Annotated in this window: 27 protein-coding genes; 16 read left to right on the top strand and 11 right to left on the bottom strand. The window is 68.4% G+C overall.

Annotated features, from left to right (window positions below):
• From HNP48_RS02110 to HNP48_RS02090, 5 genes are all read right to left on the bottom strand, one after another.
• Nucleotides 1-456, bottom strand: coding sequence for a carboxymuconolactone decarboxylase family protein (locus HNP48_RS02110; RefSeq protein ID WP_184855189.1), 456 nt, complete (start codon nt 454-456; stop codon nt 1-3).
• A 125-nt stretch (nt 457-581) separates the two neighbouring features.
• Nucleotides 582-1,481: an RNA polymerase sigma-70 factor gene (locus HNP48_RS02105; protein WP_184855188.1), complete on the bottom strand. Its 900-nt coding sequence runs from the start codon at nt 1,479-1,481 to the stop codon at nt 582-584.
• An 80-nt stretch (nt 1,482-1,561) separates the two neighbouring features.
• Nucleotides 1,562-2,290 carry an aldolase gene (locus HNP48_RS02100; protein ID WP_184855187.1) on the bottom strand — a complete coding sequence of 243 codons (729 nt, stop codon included), beginning with the start codon at nt 2,288-2,290 and terminating at the stop codon, nt 1,562-1,564.
• Between the two features lie 28 nt (nt 2,291-2,318).
• Complete coding sequence (locus HNP48_RS02095; RefSeq protein WP_184855186.1) at nt 2,319-3,545, bottom strand: diaminopropionate ammonia-lyase; 1,227 nt, start codon at nt 3,543-3,545, stop codon at nt 2,319-2,321.
• 15 nt (nt 3,546-3,560) lie between these two features.
• Nucleotides 3,561-4,748 carry a M20 aminoacylase family protein gene (locus HNP48_RS02090; protein WP_184855185.1) on the bottom strand — a complete coding sequence of 396 codons (1,188 nt, stop codon included), beginning with the start codon at nt 4,746-4,748 and terminating at the stop codon, nt 3,561-3,563.
• Between the two features lie 155 nt (nt 4,749-4,903).
• Here HNP48_RS02090 and HNP48_RS02085 point away from each other — a divergent pair, with 155 nt between their 5' ends.
• On the top strand, nt 4,904-5,401 hold the full coding sequence (locus tag HNP48_RS02085; RefSeq protein ID WP_184855184.1) for an Lrp/AsnC family transcriptional regulator: 498 nt from the start codon (nt 4,904-4,906) through the stop codon (nt 5,399-5,401).
• Here the strand turns inward: HNP48_RS02085 and HNP48_RS02080 are convergent, their stop codons facing one another.
• From HNP48_RS02080 to HNP48_RS02065, 4 genes are read right to left on the bottom strand one after another with little or no spacing between them, the layout of a single operon-like run.
• Nucleotides 5,402-5,662 carry a YkgJ family cysteine cluster protein gene (locus tag HNP48_RS02080; RefSeq protein ID WP_184855183.1) on the bottom strand — a complete coding sequence of 87 codons (261 nt, stop codon included), beginning with the start codon at nt 5,660-5,662 and terminating at the stop codon, nt 5,402-5,404. It abuts the gene before it with no gap.
• Nucleotides 5,663-5,688: 26 nt separating this feature from the next.
• Nucleotides 5,689-6,276, bottom strand: a complete 588-nt coding sequence (locus tag HNP48_RS02075) for an NADPH-dependent FMN reductase (protein ID WP_184855182.1) — start codon at nt 6,274-6,276, stop codon at nt 5,689-5,691.
• A gap of 49 nt (nt 6,277-6,325) precedes the next feature.
• Nucleotides 6,326-6,826 carry a DUF1772 domain-containing protein gene (locus tag HNP48_RS02070; protein WP_184855181.1) on the bottom strand — a complete coding sequence of 167 codons (501 nt, stop codon included), beginning with the start codon at nt 6,824-6,826 and terminating at the stop codon, nt 6,326-6,328.
• Between the two features lie 34 nt (nt 6,827-6,860).
• Complete coding sequence (locus HNP48_RS02065) at nt 6,861-7,394, bottom strand: Crp/Fnr family transcriptional regulator (RefSeq protein WP_311773792.1); 534 nt, start codon at nt 7,392-7,394, stop codon at nt 6,861-6,863.
• A gap of 504 nt (nt 7,395-7,898) precedes the next feature.
• On the opposite strand from HNP48_RS02065, the gene mnmG reads away from it, so the two are divergent.
• From mnmG to HNP48_RS01990, 15 genes are all read left to right on the top strand, one after another.
• On the top strand, nt 7,899-9,872 hold the full coding sequence (gene mnmG, locus HNP48_RS02060) for a tRNA uridine-5-carboxymethylaminomethyl(34) synthesis enzyme MnmG (RefSeq protein WP_184855180.1): 1,974 nt from the start codon (nt 7,899-7,901) through the stop codon (nt 9,870-9,872).
• The gene (locus HNP48_RS02055; RefSeq protein ID WP_184855179.1) at nt 9,850-10,611 is read left to right on the top strand and encodes a hypothetical protein; all 762 of its coding nucleotides are present in this window, start codon (nt 9,850-9,852) and stop codon (nt 10,609-10,611) included. Before mnmG ends, HNP48_RS02055 begins: the two co-directional genes overlap by 23 nt.
• Before the next feature lie 69 nt (nt 10,612-10,680).
• Nucleotides 10,681-11,358: a 16S rRNA (guanine(527)-N(7))-methyltransferase RsmG gene (gene rsmG, locus HNP48_RS02050; RefSeq protein ID WP_184855178.1), complete on the top strand. Its 678-nt coding sequence runs from the start codon at nt 10,681-10,683 to the stop codon at nt 11,356-11,358.
• Nucleotides 11,359-11,458: 100 nt separating this feature from the next.
• Entirely contained in the window at nt 11,459-12,073 is a 615-nt protein-coding gene (locus HNP48_RS02045) for a LysE family transporter (RefSeq protein WP_184855177.1), read from the top strand.
• 16 nt (nt 12,074-12,089) lie between these two features.
• Nucleotides 12,090-12,890, top strand: coding sequence for a ParA family protein (locus tag HNP48_RS02040; RefSeq protein ID WP_184855176.1), 801 nt, complete (start codon nt 12,090-12,092; stop codon nt 12,888-12,890).
• 35 nt (nt 12,891-12,925) lie between these two features.
• Complete coding sequence (locus HNP48_RS02035) at nt 12,926-13,498, top strand: alpha/beta hydrolase (protein ID WP_184855175.1); 573 nt, start codon at nt 12,926-12,928, stop codon at nt 13,496-13,498.
• Nucleotides 13,499-13,510: 12 nt separating this feature from the next.
• Nucleotides 13,511-13,807 carry a cupin domain-containing protein gene (locus HNP48_RS02030; protein ID WP_184855174.1) on the top strand — a complete coding sequence of 99 codons (297 nt, stop codon included), beginning with the start codon at nt 13,511-13,513 and terminating at the stop codon, nt 13,805-13,807.
• Complete coding sequence (locus HNP48_RS02025) at nt 13,807-14,070, top strand: hypothetical protein (protein WP_184855173.1); 264 nt, start codon at nt 13,807-13,809, stop codon at nt 14,068-14,070. The genes HNP48_RS02030 and HNP48_RS02025 overlap by 1 nt, the downstream gene beginning before the upstream one ends.
• 14 nt (nt 14,071-14,084) lie before the next feature.
• Nucleotides 14,085-15,002 (top strand): ParB/RepB/Spo0J family partition protein, encoded by a 918-nt coding sequence (locus tag HNP48_RS02020; RefSeq protein ID WP_184855172.1) that lies wholly within the window; start codon nt 14,085-14,087, stop codon nt 15,000-15,002.
• Between the two features lie 323 nt (nt 15,003-15,325).
• Entirely contained in the window at nt 15,326-16,078 is a 753-nt protein-coding gene (locus HNP48_RS02015; protein WP_184855171.1) for a class I SAM-dependent methyltransferase, read from the top strand.
• 321 nt (nt 16,079-16,399) lie between these two features.
• Nucleotides 16,400-17,953, top strand: a complete 1,554-nt coding sequence (locus tag HNP48_RS02010; RefSeq protein WP_184855170.1) for a COG3014 family protein — start codon at nt 16,400-16,402, stop codon at nt 17,951-17,953.
• Nucleotides 17,954-17,985: 32 nt separating this feature from the next.
• Entirely contained in the window at nt 17,986-18,384 is a 399-nt protein-coding gene (locus HNP48_RS02005) for a YcfL family protein (RefSeq protein WP_184855169.1), read from the top strand.
• 29 nt (nt 18,385-18,413) lie between these two features.
• Complete coding sequence (gene lpoB, locus HNP48_RS02000) at nt 18,414-19,031, top strand: penicillin-binding protein activator LpoB (RefSeq protein WP_221480046.1); 618 nt, start codon at nt 18,414-18,416, stop codon at nt 19,029-19,031.
• Nucleotides 19,032-19,059: 28 nt separating this feature from the next.
• Complete coding sequence (locus HNP48_RS01995) at nt 19,060-19,992, top strand: hypothetical protein (protein WP_184855168.1); 933 nt, start codon at nt 19,060-19,062, stop codon at nt 19,990-19,992.
• Nucleotides 19,993-20,015: 23 nt separating this feature from the next.
• Nucleotides 20,016-20,993, top strand: coding sequence for an alpha/beta hydrolase (locus HNP48_RS01990; protein WP_184855167.1), 978 nt, complete (start codon nt 20,016-20,018; stop codon nt 20,991-20,993).
• Here the strand turns inward: HNP48_RS01990 and HNP48_RS01985 are convergent.
• Nucleotides 20,978-22,402, bottom strand: coding sequence for a hypothetical protein (locus HNP48_RS01985; RefSeq protein ID WP_184855166.1), 1,425 nt, complete (start codon nt 22,400-22,402; stop codon nt 20,978-20,980). The genes HNP48_RS01990 and HNP48_RS01985 overlap by 16 nt on opposite strands.
• An 86-nt stretch (nt 22,403-22,488) precedes the next feature.
• On the bottom strand, nt 22,489-23,121 hold the full coding sequence (locus tag HNP48_RS01980) for a flavin reductase family protein (RefSeq protein WP_184855165.1): 633 nt from the start codon (nt 23,119-23,121) through the stop codon (nt 22,489-22,491).
• Nucleotides 23,122-23,128: the final 7 nt, after the last annotated feature.

Below are 23,128 nucleotides of genomic sequence, written 5' to 3'. Positions count from 1 at the left end.
TCAGGCGCCTTGGGGGATGGGGCTGCGCATGCCGGCGTTGATCAGGTTCCAGGCGTTGATGACGCCGATGGCAAAGCCGAGCTCGGCGATCTCGGTGTCGTTGAACTGGGCCTTGAGCAGGGCGAATTCCTCGTCGCTGGCGTCGCTGTGCGGTGTGGCGGTGATGATCTCGGCCCAGCGGAAGGCGGCGCGCTCGCGTTCGCTGAAGAAGGGGGCTTCGCGCCAGCCGGCCACGGCGTTGAGGTGGCGCGGCTCCATGCCGTCCTTGACGAGGTAGGTCCAGTGCATGTCCATGCAGTAGGCGCAGCCGTTGATCTGCGAGACGCGCAGGAACACGAGTTCGGCCAGGCGGGCGCCGATGCTTCCCTTCTTGACGGTCTCGGACAGGTTGACGAGGCCCATGAAGGCCTTGTTGGCGAGCTGGTGGTAGGGCAGGCGGGCGGTGTGCTGGGACATGGTGAAAACTCCGTTGGGTGGTGATGAAGGGTTGAAACCTGGAGGGCGCCGAGCTTGTCGTTGCCTTCCATACCCTTCAAGACGCGTGGGCCTGTGCCCTTGTGACAGCAGGGCCCCAAAAATTTTCAATCCAGCGTGAGCGGGATGCCCTGCAGTTTGTCCGGGTTGCGGATTGCGTAGATGGCGACAATGCGCTCGCCATCGGTCACGATGGCCTGGGCCGATTCGAGCCGGCCGTTGATGTAGCGCAGCAGGCCCGGCTCGCCATTGATGAGCACGGTGCGGTAGACCACCTGCTCGGCCATGCGCCGCCACTGCGCCCAGAACAGGTTGGCGATGCGGAAGGCGCCCACCAGCGGGTGCGGGAAGGACTGCACCTTGCCGCCACCGTCACCGATCAGCATGGCGTCTTCGGACAGCAGGGACTCGATGGCATCGCGCTGGCCGCTGTGGGCGGCCGCGATGAAGCGCTCGAGCAGCTGGTGGTGCACGCCCCGCGGTACCTCGAAACGCGTGCGCGCCTGCTGCACGCGCTCGCTGGCGCGGTGCACCATCTGGCGGCAGGCGGCCTCGCTCTTGCCCAGCTGGGCGGCGATCTCGGGGTAGTCGTAGTCGAAGACCTGGCGCAGCAGGAAGGCGGCGCGTTCCTCGGGGCCCAGGCGTTCGAGCACGTAGAGAAAGGCCACCGACAGCTCGCCGGCCAGCTCGGCCGCGGCCTCGGGTGTGCGCTCGTCGAGCGGCTCCACCAGCGGCTCGGGCAGCCACCAGCCCACATAGGCCTCGCGCTCGGCCTTGGCGGCGCGCAGCCGGTCGATGGACAGGCGCGTGGTCACGGTGACCAGCCAGGCCTCGGCCGATTGCAGTGCCGCCGTGTCCGTGCCGCTCCAGCGCAGCCAGGCGTCCTGCACCACGTCCTCGGCGTCGGCGCGCACGCCCAGCATGCGGTAGGCAATGCCGAACAGGCGCGGGCGCAGGGCGGCGAAGGTGTCGTCGACCGGGGTGGTGGGGGGCCGGGTGGTGGTCATGGCAGGGTTCCAAGCATACATAGTCTGGTACCTACCAGACGCGCCAGGGGGCCGCTCTGTGACAGGCTTGCCGCAAAAAATCAGAGTGTTCTGCGCAGCGCTTCGAAGAACAGTTCGGACTGCAGGCGTTCGCCCATGGACTGCTCGCTCACATGCTGCGCCAGCGCAGCGCTGGCCGGGGCCAGGGGCCGGCCCGTGGACTGGGCGAGCACCTGGGCCATGCAGGCGCGCTCCAAGTAGTACAGGTCGTCGTAGGCGTAGTCGATGCGGTCGCCGCAGACCACCACACCGTGGTTGCCCAGGAAGCCGATGTCCGCGGTGCGCAGCACGCCCGCGATGCGCTCGCCCTCGCGCACGTCGAGCGCGAAGCCGTTGTAGTTCGGGTCCACGGCCGTGCGGCCATGGAAGCGCATGGCGTTCTGCGAGAGCGTGGTGTCCAGGGCCCGGTCGGCGGTCAGCGTGAGCGCCGTGGCATAGGGCATGTGGGTATGCAGCACGCAGGCCTTCTGGCACAGGCGGTGGATGGCGGCGTGGATGAACATGGCCGTGGGCTCCACCTCGTGGCGGCCGGCCAGGCGCTGGCCCTCTTCGTCGATGAGCACGATGTCCTCGGCCTGCACCTCGCTCCACATCAGGCCGCGGGGGTTGAGCAAAAAGCGGCCGGAGCGGTCGGGCAGCTCCACGCTGAAATGGTTGCACACGCCCTCGGACAGGCCGTGGTGGGCGGCGGCGCGCAGGGCCAGGGCCAGGTCTTCGCGCAACTGGCGCACGGAGGGCGAATCGAAGTCGAGAGGGGCGGTGTCGTTCATCGGGGGTCCTGGGGTCACGGGTGGATTGTCACGTGTGCAATGGGCGTGCCATCCATTCGGCCTGGGCCTGCAGCACGCTGGCCGGGCTGCGGCCGGTGATGGCTTCGTAGACGCCCGGGGCGGTGGCGCCTTCGGTGCTGATGAGCAGCACGCGCGAGCCTGCTCCCAGGCCGGCCTGGGCGGCGCGGGCCGGATCGGCCATGAGCGCGGCCAGCCCGGCCAGGCCCGCGGCGCCCGATTCGCCACTGAGCACGGGCACATCGCCCGCCGCACCGCTGGCCAGGGTGCGCATGGCCGCTTCGGCCTCTGCATCGCCCACGGTCATGAAATGGTCCACGGCAGGCTGCAGGAAACGCCAGGCCAGGGGCGAGGTCTCACCGCAGGCCAGGCCCGCCATCACCGAATCCACACTGCCCGTGGCGCGGCTCGCGCGGCCGGCGATGGCGCTCTGCAGCAGGCAGTCGGCCTGCTGGGGCTCCACGGCGATGAAGGTGGGGCGCTGCGCACCGTAGCGTTCCCACAGGGGTGCCACGACGCCTGCGGCCAGGCCGCCCACGCCGCCCTGGAGCATGACGTGGGTGAAGGGGCAGGGATTGCCGGGCATCTGTTCCAGCAGTTCGTCGACCAGGATGCCGTAGCCCTGCATGACGTCGCGCGGAATGTCCTCGTAGCCCTCGTACGAGGTGTCGGAGACCACCCACCAGCCGTGGGCGCGGGCCAGGCGCTCGGCCTCCTGCACGGAGTCGTCGTAGTTGCCCGTGATGCGCACGACCTCGGCGCCCAGGGCACGGATGGGCCGTTCGCGCTCGGCGCTCACCTGGGCATGCAGCACGATGACACAGCGGCAGCCCATGCTCTGCGCGGCGGCAGCCAGGGCGCGGCCATGGTTGCCGTCGGTGGCGCTGATGGCGGTGAAGCCGGCCAGTGCATCCGCGTGGCGCCCTGCGAGCAGGTCGGCCGGGGCCCAGCCCGCGTCGGGCCATTGGCGCAGCACCAGGCGCAGCAGGGCGGCGGGCGCGCCCAGCACCTTGAAGCTGGCCAGGGGCGAGCGCACGGATTCGTCCTTGAGGTGCAGTTGGCCCAGGCCGAGCTGGCGGGCCAGGTGGGGCAGGGCGTGCAGCGGCGTGCTGCCGCGGCGCAGCTGCGTCCAGCCGGCCAGCCACTGCCGGCTTTCGCGGGCGGCGGCGAGGTTCATCACGCGCTGCAGGGCGGGGTCGTAGGGGCGGCGAGAGGCCGCAGGGTTGGTGAAGAGCATGGGTGATTTCCAGGGTCAGGCGGTGATGGGCAGGCGCGCGCGCGCGAGTTCGGCGAAGTAGCGCGCGCCCACGGGCAGCACGGCGTCGTTGAAGTCATACGCGGCGTTGTGCAGCGGCACGCCGCCGGGCGTGCCGGCCTCGCCGTTGCCGATGAACATGAAGGCCCCGGGGACCACCTGCAGGAAGGCACCGAAGTCCTCGGAGATCATCATGGGCGTGACGTTGCTGTCCAGCCGCTCGGCACCGATCACGGCCTGGGCAGCCGCGGTGGCCACCTCCACGCAGGCCGGCCAGTTCACGGTGGGGGCGAATTCGTGGGTGTAGGTGAAGCGGCAGCTGGCGCCATGGGCGGCGCAGATGCCTTCGCTGATCTCGCGCATGCGTTTTGCGAGCAGGGCCTGTACCTCGGGCGAATAGCTGCGCGTATCGCCCTTGATCGTGGCGTGGGTGGGCAGGGCGTTGCGGATGCCGTCGGTGGTGAATTCGGTGCACGAGACGACGGCAGGCTGGCTCGGGTCGACCGAGCGGGCCACCACGGTCTGCAGCGCAAGCACGATCTCGGCGCCGATGACCAATGGATCGATGGCCATGTGCGGGCGCGCCGCGTGGCCGCCTCGGCCGGTGATCTCGATGACGAAGTTGTCCTCGCTGGCCATGATGCCGCCGCTTCGGATGGCCATGTGGCCAGCCGGCATGCCGGGGATGTTGTGCGCGCCGTAGATCTCATCGACGGGGAAGCGCTGGAACAGGCCGTCGGCCATCATCGCTGCGGCCCCCTTGCCATGCTCCTCGGCGGGCTGGAAGATGAAGTGCACCGTGCCGTCGAAGTCGCGCCGCTCGGCCAGCAGCTGCGCGGCGCCGAGCACCATGGCCATGTGGCCGTCGTGCCCGCAGGCATGCATGCAGCCTGCGTTTTGCGAGGCATGGGCGCGGCCCGGGGCCGCTTCGCCCATGGCCAGCGCGTCCATGTCGGCGCGCAGGCCGATGCTGCGCGCGCTGTGGCCCACGGTGAGGCTGGCCACCACGCCCGTGCCGCCGATGCCGCGGTGCACCGAGAGGCCCAGGGCGCTGAGGTGGCGCGCCACGTAGTCAGCGGTGTCGACTTCGTTGAATCCGGTCTCGGGATGGCGGTGCAGGTGGTGGCGCCAGCGCACGAGCTGCTGCTCGAAGTCGGCGGAGGGGGCGGCGGGGTGGTGGGTCATGCGGGCACTCCAGGTGTCGGACGTTTCCTACGCATTGTTGGGGCGCACGCCCGGTTAAAACGATCGCAATGCGGCGTTCAATGAGGGATCTGTCTCACAATCGGAAGAACCGTGATGCATTTGTCCCATCGCCCTTTGGTATCGTGGGCGGAGCCATGAACCTTGACCGCCTGGATATCCAGATCCTCAATCTGCTGCAGGAAGACGCCTCGCAGCCCCTGCGCGTGCTGGCGCGCAAGGTCAACAGCTCACCCGCCACCTGCCAGCGGCGCATTGCCATCCTGCGTGCGGCGGGCATTTTGCTGCGGCAGGTCGCGGTGGTGGACCGCCAGCGCGTGGGACGGCCGCTCACGGTCTTCGTGTCGGTGGAACTCGACAAGCAGAACGATGCGCTGCTGCGCAACTTCGAGGCCAAGATGGCAGCGCAGGACGACGTGATGGCCTGCTACGAGGTGTCGGGCGAGTTCGACTTTCTGCTCATCATCAACTCCGCGTCGATGGAGCGCTACCACGCGTTCACGCGCGAGGTGTTTTCGTCGAACAACAATGTGCGCAACTTCAAGAGCACCTTCGCGATGAACTGCTCCAAGTTTGAGACCCGGGTGGCGCTGGACGTGCCCCCTGAGGTCGAGAAGGACGACGACGAGGACTGATCAGGCCGCGGGCCGGGTCAGGTCTTCGAGCCGCGTCAGGAAGGCCATGGCCTCGTGCGTGCTGCCTGCGCACATCTCGGCCGAGGGCTGCAGGCCGCTGCAGACGGCGGGGCGCTCGGGGTGCCCAAAAATAAGGCAGCGCGCATCGTCCGCGAGCTGGATGCAGCGCACGCCCGCCGGCTTGCCCTTGGGCATGCCGGGGATGGGCGAACTGATGGAGGGGGCGGTGCAGCAGGCACCGCAGCCCGGTCTGCACTGCATGGTTTGCTATCTATTCAATAGCTAAATCAGGCATTCAAACGGGCCGAGGCCCAGAGCACCTGGTCGACCACCGCGCGCACCCGCTCGTTGTGCACCGGCTGCACCAGGGCGCCGGCTTCGTCGAACGCCGTGCTGGCCTGGCCCAGCGCGAAGGCCTTGGGCGCGAGCCAGCATTCGAGGTTGACCAAGAGCGGTGCCAGGTGGCTTTGCGAGCGCAGGCCGCCCAGGCCGCCGTTGGAGGCGCTGAGCATGCCGACCACCTTGCCGCGGAAGGACTTGCTGCCGTCCTGCCAGTCGGGGTTGCCGCTCACGGGGCTGGAGGCCCAGTCGATGGTGTTCTTGAGCAGGGCGGTGTAGCTGCCGTTGTACTCGGGCGAGCAGATGATCCAGGCCGGATGCTCCCACAGCACCTGCTTGAGGCGCACCACGTCGGCCGGCGTGCCCTGGGCTTCGAGGTCGGCGTTGTACATGGGGATGTCGTAGTCCGACAGCTCCAGCAGCGTGACCTCGGCCCCGGCATCGCGGGCGATGGCGGCGGTCGCGTGGGCCAGGCGGCGGTTGAAGGACTGCTGGCGCGTGCTGCCGGCGAAGACGAGGAGGGAATTCTTGTGCATGGTGCTGCATTGGAGCACAGGCACCGGGCAGGATTCCTGCAAGCGCGGGCTATCTCGGCGTGCGCGATGGCGCCAGCCGCCACACCAGCGTGGCCAGGGCCAGCACAAAGGCCGCCAGGCTGAGCAGGGCGCGCCAGAGGTTGGCGGCATTCCACTGCGCGCGCACCTGGGCCCAGTCCTGCGGCAGGGCTCTCGGATCCCAGGCCTCGGTGGCGGCATTGAGCGGCAGGTTCACCTGCTGGGTGAAGACGATGATGCCCAGTGCGTAGGCCAGCATCACCGTGGCCAGGATGGGCCACCAGCCCTCGCGGCGCCGGGCCCAGTCGGTGGCCAGGGCCAGCGCGCCCCACAGCGGGGGGCCGAAGAACAGGGCGAAGAACAGGGCATGGCGCACATTGCGGTTCAGGGCGGACTGCACGGTGGCATAGGTGGGCCCGTCCATTTGCAGCATGGCGAGATTCACATTGCCGCTGTAGGTGCCGAAGAAGCCGGCCAGGAGACCGAGCCAGACGACGGCGAGAAAATGGGGGGCGATGGCGAGGGCAGGCATGTGCCCACTGTGCCCGCGGGGAAGGCCTGGCGCCTTAACCTTTGATAAGACCCATCTCGCTGCGCACGCGCGACAGCGTGACATCGGTGACGCCCAGGTAGGACGCCAGGTGCCGCAGCGCAATGCGCTCCGGCCAGTCCGGGTGTTGGGCCAGCAACCGGGTGTAGCGCTCGCGCGCACTCAGCTGCAGGAACTCCTGCTCGCGCTGCATCTTGCCATCGAGCAGGGCGCACAGTACCCGGTGTTCGAGTGCAGCCCAGGGTGCCCAGCCATCGGTGGGTGCTGCCACGCCCGGAGCAGGCAGGGGCAGCGCCCACACCCGGCTGTCTTCCAATGGTTCCACGTGGAACATCGCGGGCTGCTGCCGCAGGCTCGGGGTGATGGGCCAGCACAGGGCACCGTCGAGAAAGAAGTTCTTGTTGGCCTCCGCTCCGTCGCGGTCCACCAGGTACAGGCGCAGGGCGCCGCGCTCCACCCACCACAGGTGGCGCCAGGGGTCTCCCGCGCGCAGCAGGGGCTGGCCCTTGGCAAGGTCGACCGGTTGGGCGCTGGCCCACCAGGACGCCACCGGTACAGGCGGATCGCCCACCAGTCCGGTGAGAAAGCGACCCAGAGCCTGTTTTCGATTTATCCGGGGCCGCGCAAGAGCTTTGCCGGGATGGAATGCAAGGCGCGGGGTGCAGCCGATAGCTTGTGCTATCGGCAAGCGCCGCAACGCCGCAGACCGCCCGGCAAAGCACTTGCCCGAAGGGTTGGGGCGAAATCGGGCGATTGGACGCCCCGGCTGCTTGCATGGGCACGAGCCCATGCGGCGCACCCGAAGCATCCACTCATCCCGATTGCGCCCCAACGCGGCCCCGGATAAATCGAAAACAGGCTCTGAGAGGGCTGTGGGCAGACACGGTGGGCGCAAAGTGGGAAAATCCCGGGTTGCCCGCCGGGGCAGGGTGCAGGGTTGCGCCCATGCGCCCGGGCGGGGCCGGTATGCATGGTGCGCCCAGGCAGGGGCTGCCGCCAAGGCGTCGTACCGGGACTTTTGATTATCGGGCCCGACAGGCCCCGGAGCGCTCCCATGTTGTACCCCCAGGAATTTGATGTGATCGTCGTCGGCGGAGGCCATGCCGGCACCGAGGCCGCGCTGGCCGCTGCCCGCATGGGCAGCAAGACGCTGCTGCTCACGCACAACATCGAGACGCTGGGGCAGATGAGCTGCAACCCCAGCATCGGCGGCATCGGCAAGGGCCACCTGGTCAAGGAGGTCGATGCGCTGGGCGGTGCCATGGCGCTGGCGACGGACGAGGGTGGCATCCAGTTCCGCATCCTCAACAGCTCCAAGGGCCCGGCCGTGCGGGCCACGCGCGCCCAGGCCGACCGCATTCTGTACAAGGCCGCCATCCGCCGCATGCTCGAGAACCAGCCCAACCTGTGGCTGTTCCAGCAGGCGGTGGACGACCTGATGGTGGAGGGCGACCGCGTGGTGGGCGCCGTCACGCAGGTCGGCATCCGCTTCCGTTCGCGCACCGTGGTGCTTACGGCGGGCACCTTCCTGGACGGCAAGATCCATGTGGGCCTGAACAACTACTCCGCCGGTCGGGCAGGGGACCCGCCGGCCGTGTCGCTGTCGGCACGCCTCAAGGAGCTCAAGCTGCCCCAGGGCCGCCTCAAGACCGGCACACCGCCGCGCCTGGACGGGCGCAGCATCGATTTCTCCAAGTGCACCGAGCAGCCCGGCGACGGCATGCCCGGCGGCGTGAACGAAGGGGCGGTGCCCGTGTTCAGCTTCATGGGCAATGCGGCCATGCACCCGCAGCAGATGCCCTGCTGGGTCACGCACACCAACGAGCGCACGCACGACATCATCCGCAGCGGCTTCGACCGCAGCCCCATGTTCACGGGCAAGATCGAGGGCGTGGGCCCGCGCTACTGCCCGAGCGTGGAAGACAAGATCAACCGCTTTGCCGACAAGGACAGCCACCAGATCTTCCTGGAGCCCGAAGGCCTGACCACGCACGAGTTCTACCCCAACGGCATCAGCACCAGCCTGCCGTTTGACATCCAGTACGCGCTGGTGCGCAGCATGCCAGGGCTGGAGAATGCGCACATCCTGCGCCCCGGCTACGCCATCGAATACGACTACTTCGACCCGCGCTCGCTCAAGAGCAGCTTCGAGACGCGCCAGATCGAGGGCCTGTTCTTCGCCGGCCAGATCAATGGCACCACGGGCTACGAAGAGGCTGCAGCCCAGGGCCTGTTCGCTGGTATCAATGCCGCGCTGCAGTGCCGGGGCGATGCACCCTGGCTGCCCGCGCGCGGCGAAGCCTACCTGGGTGTGCTGGTGGACGATTTGATCACCAAGGGCGTGAACGAGCCCTACCGCATGTTCACCAGCCGGGCCGAGTTCCGCCTGCAGCTGCGCGAAGACAATGCCGACCTGCGCCTGACCGAAATGGGCCGCCAGATGGGCCTGGTGGACGACGCGCGCTGGGATGCCTTCAGCCGCAAGCGCGATGCGGTTTCACGTGAAACAGAACGCCTCAAGGCCACCTGGGTGAACCCGCGCAACCTGCCTGCGAGCGAATCCGAGCGTGTGCTGGGCAAGAGCATCGAGCACGAGTACAACCTGTTCGAGCTGCTGCGCCGGCCCGACGTGGCCTATGCATCCCTGGTCGGCATGGATGGCGGCAAGTACGCCTCGGCCGAGGTTTCACGTGAAACCCTGGGCGACCTGGCCGAGTCCGTGGTCGAGCAGCTGGAGATCGCGGCCAAGTATTCGGGCTACATCGACCGGCAGAAGGACGAGGTGGAGCGCGCCGCCCACTACGAAAACCTCAAGCTGCCCGAGGACCTGGACTACATGCAGGTGGCGGCACTGTCCATCGAGGCGCGTCAGATCCTGAGCCGCCACCGGCCCGAGACCCTGGGCCTGGCCTCGCGCATCTCGGGCATCACGCCCGCAACGATCTCCCTGCTCATGGTGCACCTGAAGAAGGGCGCCTTCCGTTCCATCCCCGGTGCCCGCGCCCATGCCGAAGCGCCCGCGCACTGAAGTGGCCGCAGGCCGACGGGGCAGGGCGGCCCGCAGGGATCGCCAGCGTGGCGAGTTGCTGATGGTGCGCACCGTGGCGGTGGTGGCCGTGCTGCTGTTGTTGCTGGGCATTCCCCTGTGGATGAAGCACGAGCGGGACAAGCGCACCGAAGGCCAGGCACGCAAGGAAAGCCCGGCACCGGTGGCCAAGTCTCCGGCTGCCAAGGCGATGGCGCCCGCCGCGGCACAGGCCAGCGCACCGGCAGTGACAGGCGGCATGGGCCATGGACTGACCTTCGCACTGCTGGCAGACGATGCCAAACTGCCCGCCGAGGTGGCCCGCCTGGGTTGCGCGGGCGAGCCCCGTGCAACGGACCGTCCGCTGAAAGACGACCATCCCTGCAACCACCAGCAGGGCGATACTTCGTGCCGTGTGGTCCTGCCAGTGCTCTGCATCCAGCCGGGCACGGCGGCCAAACCCGTGGGTGGCGCCGACGGCACCTACGCCGGCTGGACCGGTGGGCAGCTTGCACCCACGCAGCCTGTGATGGGCGCCATCCTGACCTCTTCCGCTCTGGCATCGGCGCGTTGCGAAAAGGAACTGGGCAGCGGCTGGCGCATGGCCGATGTGAAAGACGGCCTGGACAGTGGCAGCATCGCGGGCCTGCGCACCACCAACACCACCCTGGGCCAGGGCACCCGCTACTGGGTACAGACCCAGGACCAGCCGGCCAATTGCTGGAACAGCAGCGGCTCCTGACACTGCCCCGTCATGGTTCCACGTGGAACCATGGCAGTCTGCCCACCGAACAATGGAAATGCGATACCCATGAACACTCCCTCCGCCACCACGCAGGCGTTTCGCCCCACGCTGCTCTCTGCCGCGGAGCAACTGGGCGTGGCACTCACTGATGCCCAGGCCGATGCCTTGCTGTGCTACCTGGACCTGATCCAGAAATGGACCAAGGTCTACAACCTCACGGCCGTGCGCGATCCCAAGGAGATGCTCACCCACCATCTGCTCGACAGCCTGGCGGCGATTCCCCCGCTGCGCCGTGCTCTTGCCCAGGCAAGTCTGCCAGCAGGGCAGGGCGCCCGGCTGCTGGACGTGGGGGCCGGTGCCGGCCTGCCCGGCGTGGTGATCGCCATCTGCTGCCCCGAGGTCGACGTGAGCTGCGTGGACACGGTGGCCAAGAAGGCCGCCTTCATCCAGCAGGTGGCGGTATCGCTCAAGTTGCCGAACCTGCGCGGCGTGCATGCCCGGGTCGAAAACCTGGACGGGCCCTTCGATGTGGTGACCAGCCGCGCCTTCGCCTCGTTGGTGGATTTCACCACCTGGTCGCGCCAGGCCCTGGGCCCGCAGAGCGTGTGGCTGGCCATGAAGGGCAAGCACCCGGCCGAGGAAATCGCGGCCCTGCCGGCCAGCGTGCAGGTGTTTCACGTGGAACCATTGGTGGTGCCGGGGCTCGACGCGGAGCGTTGCATCGTCTGGATGCGGACCGCCTAAGCAACGCTGCGGCAAAAAAGCCGATCCCGCAGCGGCGGGTCGCTTAAACTTCCCCGCTCACCGGCCGGATTTGCGGCGGGCTCTTCCCCAGGGGATTCTCATGTTTGGCATTGCAGATTACGGCGCCTTCGTGGCTGCCATCGTCTTGTTCCTGGCGATTCCCGGTCCGGGCAACCTGGCGCTCATCACCTCCACCAGCAAGGGCGGCATCCGTGGCGGCCTGGCGGCCACCCTGGGCGTGATCGCCGGTGACCAGGTGCTGATGTGGGCGGCGGTGGCCGGCGTGGCCGCCCTGCTGTCCACTTACCCGGCGGCTTTCCATGCCGTGCAGTGGCTCGGCGCCGCCTACCTGGCCTGGCTGGGCTTCAAGATGCTCACGGCCAAGCCCGGAGCCCAGCCCATCCTGAACATCGAGCCGCGCCACTACTTCAAGCAGGCTGGCCTGATCACGCTGCTCAACCCCAAGGCCATCGTGTTCTACATGGCCTTCTTTCCGCTGTTTGTCGATCCGGCGCGCCACCAGGGCCTGCTGACCTTCGGCGTCATGGCAGCGACCGTGGCGGCCCTGACCTTTGCCTACGGCCTCATCGCCGTGCTGCTCACCCACCACCTGGCAGAGCGCATGCGTGCCAACCCCACCATCGGCCGCGTGCTCGAAAAAGTCGCCGGCGTGTTCCTGATCGGCTTCGGCATCAAGCTGGCCATTTCGAAGTAAACGAGGCTCCCACCCCATGGCCCAGATCTTTTGCATTGCCAACCAGAAGGGCGGCGTCGGCAAGACCACCACCACCGTCAACCTCGCCGCCGGCCTGGCCAAGATCGGCCAGCGCGTGCTCATGGTCGACCTGGACCCGCAGGGCAATGCCACCATGGGCTCGAATCTGGACAAGCGCAAGCTCGACCTCACGGTGTACGACGTGCTGCTCGAATCGGCCTCGGTGCGCGAAGCAGCGGTGCTGAGCGAGAACTGCGGCTTCCATGTGCTGGGCGCCAACCGCGAGCTGGCCGGCGCCGAGGTGGAACTGGTGACGCTGGAGCACCGCGAAAAGCGCCTCAAGGCCGCGCTCGCCGCGGCCGATGCGGACTACGACTTCGTGCTCATCGACTGCCCGCCCTCGCTGTCCATGCTCACCCTCAACGGCCTGTGCTCGGCGCATGGCGTGATCGTGCCCATGCAGTGCGAGTACTTCGCGCTCGAAGGCCTGACCGACCTGGTCAACACCATCAAGCAGGTGCACGCCAACCTCAACCCCGACCTGCAGATCATCGGCCTCTTGCGCGTGATGTTCGATCCGCGCATCACCCTGCAGCAACAGGTGAGCGAACAGCTCAAGGACCATTTCGGCGACAAGGTGTTCAACACCGTGATCCCGCGCAACGTGCGCCTGGCCGAGGCCCCGAGCTACGGCCTGCCCGGCGTGGTGTTCGACCCGCTGGCCAAGGGCAGCCAGGCCTTCATCGAGTTCGCCCAGGAGATGGTCGAGCGCGTGCAGACCATGAAGGCACTGGGCCGCAAGCCCGCCGTGGTCTGACCGCGCAGGGCACCGATTGCTATCAAATTCATAGTATGAGTCCATCCCCCGACACCGTGCTGGTGCTGCCTGGCTGGCAGAGCTCCGGCCCCGAACACTGGCAGAGCCGCTGGGAGGCGCTGCACGGCTTTCACCGCGTGGAGCAGCACGACTGGATGCGCCCGCTGCGCGGCGACTGGACCGCGCGGCTGGAAGAGACCATCGTCGATGCCCCGGGCTCCGTGGTGCTGGTGGCGCACAGCCTGGGCTGCATCCTCACGGCCTGGTGGGCCGCGCATTCATCCAACACGCACCGCGTGAAGGGCGCGCTGCTCGTGGCACCGGGCGATGTGGAGCGTGAGGACATCGCAGGCTACCTGCCCGGCTGGTCGCCCATTGCGCGCCAGCCGCTGCCGTTCCCTGCCGTGCTGGTGGGCAGCCGCAACGACCCCTACTGCAGCTTCGAGCGCGCCGAGGCCATGGCCAGCGCCTGGGGGGCACGCTTCATTGACTACGGTGCACGCGGCCACATCAATGCCGAATCCGGCCTGGCGGACTGGCCCGAAGGCCTGGCCCTGCTGGCCGGCCTGCGTGCGCCGGCGGCAGCATCGACTCCCTCCCTTTCCTGACCGGCGGCTGCCATGTCCAAAACCAATCTCCTGGAGACGGCACGCACGTTTCCCAAAGCCTGGTCGTCCCGCGTCGTCGGCCGGGCCGCCAATGCCAACGTCAAGGTGCTGCGCATGGACGACGGCGCCTACCCCGACGAGTCGCACGACTTCGACGAGGCCCTGATCGTGGTCGAGGGCTGCATGCGCCTGGACCTGCAGGGAACCGTCACCGAGGTGCAGGCTGGCGAAGTCTTCATCGTGCCCGCGGGCGTGCCCCATGCGGTGGCGCCGGGCAGCCATGGCACGCTGGTGATCATCGACCAATGATGTCCTGGTTTTCCAACGCCTCTTCCGCTGCGCCCCGCCAGTCCTGGGCCCAGCGGCTGGGCTACGAGCTGGGCGGGATGCTGGAACTGCTGGCCGGTGTGGCAAGCCTGGCGGGAGTTCCCCTGGCCGTGATCCTGGGCAAACTGTTCCTGGCAGCCGTATTGGCGGCCCTGGTGCTGGGCATAGGCCTGCGGTTTGCCCGGCGGCGCAGACTGCCTGGCCGCGCGGGTGCTGCGGCCCCTCTCGACTCTCTCCAAAAATAAGCAATCAATTCACCATGGTCACCAAAAAACCCAAGGGCCTCGGACGCGGCCTCGAAGCCCTGCTCGGCCCCAAGGTCAGCGAAGCCACCGAGAAGGCCCAGGCCGTCGAAGCGGGCCTGCCCAGCACCCTGCCGCTGGCCGAGATGGTGCCCGGCATGTACCAGCCGCGCACGCGCATGGACGAGGGCGCGCTCTACGAGCTGGCCGAGAGCATCAAGGCCCAGGGCATCATGCAGCCCATCCTGGTGCGCCGCTTGGCCGATGGCGAGAACGCCGGCAGGTACGAAATCATTGCCGGCGAGCGGCGCTTCCGGGCCGCGCGCCTGGCGGGCCTGGACACGGTGCCGGTGCTGGTGCGCGATGTGCCCAACGAGGCTGCGGCCGCGATGGCCCTCATCGAGAACATCCAGCGCGAGGACCTGAACCCGCTCGAAGAGGCCCATGGCCTGCAGCGCCTGATCCGCGAGTTCGGGCTCACGCACGAGCTGGCGGCGCAGGCCGTGGGCCGCTCGCGCAGCGCCGCGAGCAACCTGCTGCGCCTGTTGAACCTGGCCGAGCCGGTGCAGACCATGCTCATGGCGGGCGACCTGGACATGGGCCATGCGCGCGCGTTGCTGTCGCTGGAGCGGGCCGCGCAGATCACGGCCGGCAACCAGATCGCGGCCAAGAAGATGTCGGTGCGCGAGGCCGAGGCCCTGGTCAAGAAGATCGGCGCCGAGTTCAGCCTGGTGCCGCAAAAGCCCAAGAAGGAAAAGTCGCGCGACCTGCGCCGCGTCGAGGAAGAGCTGTCCGACCTGCTCATGGCCGAGGTCGAGGTGCGCGTGAAAAAGCGCGTGAAGCGGGGCGGCAAGGTGGAAGACATGGGCGAACTGGCCATCCAGTTCGGCTCGATCGAGGCGTTGAACGGCCTGATTGACCGCCTGCGACGCTAGGCAACACCCGCCAGGGGTGGGCAGAGGCCCCTTCGCATGGGGCCACGTGACAAAGTGCACACAATCGTGCTGCGGCGGCTTGCACAGGCGTGTTGCAGCGCGCCATGCCGCCCTACACTGCGCTCCATTCCATCCCGGGGCATGCGCTCCGGGGGAGTTCTGGAGAGTTCCATGCCCCGCGCAAGCCGCCTGCCGTCACTGCATTCAGCCGCCCTGGTCACAGGGCTGGTGGGCATGGCCGTTTGCGCGATTTGCGCGCAGACTGTGGGCTTGGTCGTCCCGGGCGCTGCCCACTCCTTCCTGCAAGGCCTTCTGGGCCTGTAATGCATATGCCATTGCGCCTGCTGCCCTGGCCTCTCCCCGCGCTGCTGGCGTGGGCGGGTGCCTGGCTGCTGTACCTCAGCCTGTTGCGCGCCGTGCCGCCCGTGGCGGCGCTGGTCGCGGCCAGCCTGCTGGGCACGGCGGCCAGTGTGCTGGGGGCCAGCTGGTGGCGGCGTGGGCTGATTGCGCTGGGCTTCCCGCTGTCGCTGGCGCTCACGGGCATGGCCAGCCTGCCGGCCTGGGCCTGGCTGGTGCCGCTGGCGCTGTTGCTGCTGGTGTACCCGCTCAATGCCTGGCGCGATGCGCCGCTGTTCCCGACCCCGCACCACGCGCTGCAGGCCCTGGCCGTGCAGGCGCCCCTGGCGCGCGGGGCACGCGTGCTCGATGCCGGCTGCGGCGTGGGCGACGGGCTCATCGCCCTGCGCCATGCCTATCCCGATGCCCGCTTGGAGGGGTTGGAGTGGAGCTGGCCGCTGCGCCTGGCCTGCGCACTGCGCTGCCGCTGGGCCCAGGTGCGCCGCGGCGACATGTGGGCCGCCGACTGGAGCGGCTACCAGATGGTCTACCTGTTCCAGCGCCCCGAGAGCATGGACCGCGCCGCGGCCAAGGCCCAGGCCGAGATGCCGGCCGGCAGCTGGCTGGTGAGCCTGGAGTTCGCCGTGCCCGGCCTGCTGCCCAGTGCCCAGCTGCGCGTGCCCGGCGGCCGCGTGGTGTGGCTCTACCGCCTGCCGCTGCTGCGGGAAAAGGGGGTCTGAAATGCACCGCTACAACTGTTTTTCCCAGCCCCTGGCGGTTACAGAAAAGATACATCCTTTTGCTACATTGCGCCCTGGCTACCAACCACACAAGAACCTAGAAATTCAAAGCCACAGGGGGCTTGCAGCAGCAGCAGCGAGGACCAGCGCCAGGAGGGAGCGCTCGGGCCTGCACAGCCTTCCTTGTCCGGTCGACATCCTCCCTCGCCAGCGGCATGCCGCGTGCGGTACCTCTTCGGGTGCCCGCCGCAGCATTCCCGTGGCAGGGCGCGTCGCCCGGGGTTTTCTGGTGAGCACCCGATCCATTTGCAAGGAGTATCCATGACATCCCAACCCCAATTCCGCCCGCGCCTGCTGTGGGCGCTCGCGCTGAGCGCGGCCCTCACGGGCTGCGCGACGATGCAGAGCCACGACAAGCTCGCCTCGGACGTGCAGGGCGCCGGCCGCAGTGGCGGCATTCCCGCTGCCATCGCGCAGCTCGAATCCACGGCCAAGACCGAGGACGAGAAGACCGCGCTGCTGTTCAACATGGAGCGCGGCGAACTGCTGCGCATGGACCGCCGCTACGCGGACAGCACGAACGCCTTCCTGCTGGCCGACGTGAAGGTCAAGGAATGGGAAGACACGGCCAAGAGCAACCCGCAAAAGCTCATGGGCACCGTGGGCGCGGCGCTGATCAGCGAACGCCTGAAGGCCTATGAAGGCCAGGACTACGAGAAGGTCTGGCTGACCACGCGCCTGGCGCTCAACCGCGTGGCCGTGGGCGACGTGGAGAACGCCCGCGTGGACATCAAGCGCACGCACGAACGCGAGGCCATCATTGCCGAGTTCCGCTCCAAGGAAACCCTGGCCGCCGAGCAGGAAGCCAAGTCCAAGGGTGCCAGCGCAGGCGGCAAGGAGCTCAACGGCTACCCCGTCGAGACCTTCAACGACCCCGAGGTGCTGGCCCTCAAGAACGGCTACCAGAACGCGCTGAGCCACTACCTGGCCGGCTTCCTGTACGAGATGCTCAACGAGCCCGGCCTGGCAGCGCCCGGTTACCGCAAGGCCATCGAGCTCAAGCCCGAGACCGGTGTGCTCGAAGAAGGCCTGCGTGGCCTGGACAGCCGCACCAGCTTCACCTGGAAGCGCCGCCAGCGCATGACCGACGTGCTGTTCGTGGTCGAGGCCGGCGACGCTCCGGCGCGCAAGCCCCGTGCCTTCACGCTGCCCGTGCCCGTGGGCAGCCGCTGGACCACGGTGAGCGTGTCCTACCCCGTGATCGAGCCCTCGCGCGACGCGCCGCTGACCAACCTGTCGGCTGCGGGCACCGATTTCAAGCTCGAGAAGGTCGTCGACGTGAACGTGATGGCACGCCGTGCCCTCAAGGACGAAATGCCCGGCATGGTGCTGCGCGGCTTCACGCGCGCCGTTGCCAAGGGCGTGATGCAGGACCAGCTGCAGAAGAAGGGCGGCCTCTTGGGCGGCATCGTGGGTGCCGTGGCGGCTTCGGCCACCGAGCAGGCCGATGACCGCATGTGGCGCATGCTGCCCGGCCGCGTCTACGTGGCCCGCGGCTACCTGCCGCCCGGTGAGCACACCGTGACCATCAACGGCCGCGCGCTGCCCCAGCCCGTGAAGGTCGATGGCCAGTACGCCCTGGTGCCCCTGCGCCTGTACGAGAACAGTGTGCTCATGGGCGATGTGGCCTCGGTCGGCCAGCTGGCGGCCGCGGCCTCCACGGCGGCGGTGGCGCCTGCGCCCGTCAACGTGCCCGCCGCCTCGACCACGTCGGTCTCCACCACCACGACGACCAAGACCACCACCACGACCACCAACCGCACGCGGCCTGCAGCCAAGCCCGCGCAAGCGCCCGTGACCCCGGCCAAGAACTGAACCGACGACCGTTTTCCCAAGGAGTTTGATCCATGACTATCCGCACCCACCTGACCGCCATCGGCGTCGCCGTGATGGCACTGACCGGCGCTGCGGCACACGCGCAGCTGCACGACCCCGCAACACCGATCGCCGTGGCCTCCAAGGTGGCGCTGCGCGGCGAGGCCAACAACATCGCCGTGCGCGAGATGCGCATCGTGCGCACCAACGACATCCTGGTGGTGCAGGCCGACATGGCCAACATGGGCCGCACCGACCGCACCGTGTTCTACCGCTTCAAGTGGGTGGACCAGGTGGGCAACCAGGTGGGTGACGGCGAGTCGTGGAAGCAGATGAGCGTGCTCGGCCTGGGCCAGCAGACCGTCAAGAGCGTAGCCCCCACCAGCGCCGCAGTCGACCTGCGCCTGGAAATGAACGTAGAACCGCGCTGAGCCACTCAGCGCCGACCGGAGAACCCACCATGCAACGCAACACCACCCTCCAGCGCAGCGCGCTTGTCCTGGCCTTCGCGGCCAGCACCCTGGCCCTCTCGGCCTGCCAGAACCTGTCCTCGCCCACCGTGCGCTTCGACCGCCAGGTCAACTACGGCGACGCCAAGGCCGTGGAACTGGTGACCAACGAGTTCGGCTCCACCGACCTGCAGATGATCGCCGAGAAGATGACCGGCGGCCTGCTCGAAACCGGCATCTTCCAGGGCCGCCCCACGGTGACCATCTCCACCGTGAAGAACAAGACCAGCGAGTACATCGACACCACCAACGTGATGAACTCGATCCAGACCGCGCTGGTCAAGTCCGGCAAGGTGCGCTTCGTGCGCTCCATCAACGAGATGCAGCAGGGCGTGGACGAGCTGCAGCGCCAGAACCAGAGCGGCCTGTACAAGCAGGGCACCACTGCCAAGGTCGGCCAGATGACAGCCGCCAAGTACACCATGGAAGGCGAGCTGACCAGCATCGTCAAGCAGAGCAACACCACCAAGGACGTGTACTACAAGTTCACGCTCAAGCTGTTCGACGTGCAGGAAGGCACCGTGGAATGGCAGGACGAGAAGGAAATCCGCAAGACCAGCAAGCGCTGATCGGCCGCGGCACTGAAAGGACTTCACCATGCAACGCAGAACCACCCTGGCGGCCGCACTCTCCGTGCTGGCCCTGACCCTCGGCACGGGCGCCCAGGCGCAGAATGCCGCCCCCAAGATCGCCGTGACCGACCTGGCCTATGCCCAGCAGGTCTCGGAATACTTCGTGGCCGGCGCCTACCAGCGCAGCGCCCAGATGAGCGCGGGCGGCAGCCACAGCCACGGCATGTACGGCGGCTCGGGCAGCCACTCCATGCAGGCCTCGGAGCAGGCCAGCGGCACCTTCGTGGCCGGCCGCTACAGCTATATCGAGCAGCGCGAGCTCGGCGGCTACACCAACGACATCAAGGGCGCGCTGCTGCAGGGCACCTACTTCCGCCTGGTGCAGGGCAAGGGCTTCGATGCCGGCAAGCCGCAGAACAGCAAGGCCGAGCAGGTGCTCAACCAGGTGCAGACCGGCAAGATGGCCACGCCCCAGGCGCAGAACCAGGTGGCCAACGTGGTCGCGCGCATCAAGAAGGGCGAGTTCGCCGGTGCCGACTACGTGCTCTTCGGCGTGGTCTCCAGCATCAACTTCACCGATGCGCTTTCGCCGCTGCAGGGCACGACCAGCGCCACGCGCCAGTACGGCCTGCAGCTCTTGGCCGACTTCTCGTTGATCAACACCCGCACCTACGAGATCAAGGCCGCCTTCTCCGCACAGGGCGAAGGCAACGACACCAAGATCCTGTCCAACCGCGGCGACATCGCCCCGCCCAACCGCGCCAAGGTCATGAGCGAGACCTCGCGCAGCCTGGCGCAGAGCGTGTACGAACAGCTGGCCACCCAGCTGGGCTACACCGACGCCCACCTGGCGCGTGGCGTGCGCCCTGGCGCGCCCCCACCACCGCCCGTGGTCTACCAGGGCGGCGGCCAGCCCATGCCCGCACCCCAGGCCGACCAGGTGCTGATCCTCAAGTGAGTCGTGCCCCTCGCGCAGCGGGGATGGCCTGCGCCCTCCCGACCCGCGCCCTCAAGGCCAGCCTGGTGCTGGCCTTTTTTGTGGGCGGCTGCGCCGCAGCGCCCGGGCCGGAATCCCCGGCCGCCACCGCCTTTGCGGCCTACCCCTTGCCCGGGGCGGATGGTGCCAGTGTGCGGGCCCTGCAGCGCCCCGCGCGCACGGCACCGCTGCGCTACCGTGTGATCGTGGTGCCGGGCTCGGGCTGCGCCGGCATGGGGCCGCTGGCCGACCGTTATTTCGCCGGCCTGCTGCATGCCGAGGTGCTGGTGCTGCACAAGCCCGGCGTCGATCCCCAGGCCCGTACGGCGGCAGGTGCCTGCCCCGCCGAATTCGTGCAGGCCGACCGCCTCTCGGCCTGGCGCGAACATGCACGGGCCGCGCTGCAGGCCGATGCCCGCCAGCGCCAGGCGCAAGGCCTGCCCGCCATGCCCCAGGTCCTGGTGGGCATCTCCGAAGGGGCCGAGCTTCTGCCTGCGCTGGCACCCGAAGTGCCGGGCCTCGCGGGCCTGGTGCTGTTGTCGTCGAGCGGGTTGGACCCCCAGGAAGCCGGTGCCCTGCAAGCGCGGCGCCTGGGCGTGGCGACCGATTGGGAGGCCCTGGGCCGCCTGCAGGCCGACAGCCGTCTACCCGATAGTGCGACCGCACAGGGCCGCAGCCTGGGCTACTGGCGTGACCTGTGGCATTGGCCGCTGGCCCGGCCCCTGCGCGAGGGGCCCTGGCCGGTGTTGCAGGTATGGGGTGGGGCGGATGCCCTGGTGCCACCTGCGGCCTTCGCGCAGGGTGCGCGGCTGGCGCAAGGGCGCGCAGCGCCCTGGTGCACGCGTGAGATACCGGGTGCCGACCATGGCCTGCAAAGCCCCGGCCGCGATGGCGTGCAACAGCTCTGGGCCTGGCTGGAGCAGTGGGGCAGGGCGCCGCAGCAGGGCCTGTGCTCGCCCCTGTTGCGTCAGGGGACGGTATAGATGAGCTGGAACTTGCCGTTGTTCAGCATGTCGGCCAGGCTGGTGCCGTAGCCCAGGAAGAACTGCGTGCCGCGCAGGCTGCTCACATTGACCAGCTCCAGAATGGGCACGGTCTGCGACGCCGCCAGCGTGCCCTGCCAAGCCGGCGCTGGCGTCGAGGCGCCGTTGAACAGCGTCCAGCCCTGGGGCGAGAGCACTGCCACACCCACATTGGGCACCACGGCCACGACATAGACCACGCCACCCTGGCCCACATCGCCCGATGCGGGCTGCACGCGCCCGGTCAGGCGCAGCGATTGCACCGTGCCCTCGGTCGTGCCCGAAAAGCTGGCCGGCGTCAGGGGCCCGCCGCCGGGCGCGGGCGGCACGCGCGCGCTGTCGGCGCTGAAGCCCGCGCGCGTGGTGATGGGGCTCAGGTCCACCGCCTCGAAGGCTGTGTGCGGCACGGTCTGCACCTGCGAGATGGTGGCGTCCTGCCACAGCCGGCTCGGGTCGCCCGTGATGTACATGTCCGATCCGCCATCGGCGATGTACATGCCGTAGCGCTTGAGCGCATTGAGGATGGCCTTGGCCTGCGCCGTGTAGTTGTCGGGCACGGGGTAGTCGGCACGCAGGCGGAACAGCTGGCCCATGGGGGGCTTGGCGGCCGAGGCGTCGCCATTGCGCGTGAGGTGGCGCGCTGGCCAGGTGTAGCTCGTGCGAATCTTGCTGCTCTGGATGGTGAAGCGCAGCGCGTGCTGGATCTCGCCGGTGCTGGCCTCCTCGGCACGCAGCAGCAGCGGGAAGATGGGAAAGCCCGCCGCGTCCGACGAGGTCCAGCCTGCAGGCCGCAGCGCGTTGGAGCGCAGGTCGAAGGCGGCGCTGCTGTAGATGTCCCAGCCGCCGTCGGCACGGGCATAGCTCAGGTAGCTCTCCCACAGCATGCAGGTGTCGGTGTCCACGCTGAGGATGTGGTGGTCGTTGTAGATGGCCTTGTTGCTGCTGATGCCGCCTTCCACTTTGGGCTGCAGCGGGAAGGGCAGGCGCGCGGGGCTGGTCAGGCCCGTGCAGGGCCGCGCCAGGCTGCCGTCGGCGCGTGCGCAATCGCTCTCGTCGGGAGCTCCGTCGGCATCGAAATAGACCGCAGGCCAGGTGATCTTGCTGCCCTGCACCACGTTGTATGGAATGCCCCAGTACTCGGTGCTGGCCATGTCTTCGCTCTGGCCGAGGTCCAGGTGCAGGCGCCGGCTGCCCGTGCTGATGGTCTGCAGAAAGGCCGCCGATTGCGGGTGCACCGGCAACTGGTCGATGCGGGTGTTGAACACATGGTCGGCCGGCAGCACGGGGCAGGGCCCGATGGTGGGAGCAGCCACGGCGGCGCTGGCGAGCAGCGCCAGCGAGGCCAGCAGGGCAAGGTGGGGGCGGGGCATGGTGGGGTCTCCTGGGTACTCGCCAGGATGCTGCCACGCCTTGTTACAGCGCGGCGCGCGCAGTTGTAACCGCCCGCAACCCGGCGCTACCTCGGCCTGTACATCTTGAAGAGTTGCTCGGGGCCGACCGTGAAATAGTCCGCCGGTCCTCCGGCGCGCAGGATGTGGCCAGCGGCCGCCGTATCGTAGATGCCGTCCTTGAGCAGCGCCTTGTCGATGTGGATGGCCACCACCTCGCCCAGCACCAGCCAGGTCGGTACCTGCACGCCGTCCACCCCTTGCAGCTGCAGGATCTGGGTGCGCCGGCATTCGAAGCTGACGGGGCTCTCGGCCACACGCGGCGGCGCCACCTGGGTGCTGGCCAGTGGGGTGAGGCCGGCCAGTTCGAACTCGTTCACCTCCGGCGGCACGGCCGCACAGCTCTGGTTCATGGCTTCGGCCAGGCTGCGCGTGGCCAGGTTCCAGACGAACTCGCCGGTTGCCTCGACATTGCGCACCGTGTCCTTGTAGCCGATGCTCGCAAAGCCCACGATGGGTGGCACGTAGTTGAAGGCGTTGAAGAAGCTGTAGGGCGCCAGGTTCAGCGCGCCTGCGGCGCTCTGGGTCGAGATCCAGCCGATGGGGCGCGGCCCGACGATGGCGTTGAACGGATCGTGCGGCAGGCCATGGCCGTTGCGCGGCTGGTAGCTGTGGATGGAGGTGGGGTCGGGTGTGGCCATGGGGAAG

The sequence above is a fragment of the Acidovorax soli genome (genome assembly GCF_014207955.1).
Classification (GTDB): domain Bacteria; phylum Pseudomonadota; class Gammaproteobacteria; order Burkholderiales; family Burkholderiaceae_C; genus Acidovorax; species Acidovorax soli_A.
The sequence above is the reverse complement of the archived record's forward strand: the minus strand, read 5'-3'. Positions and strand labels throughout refer to the sequence as shown.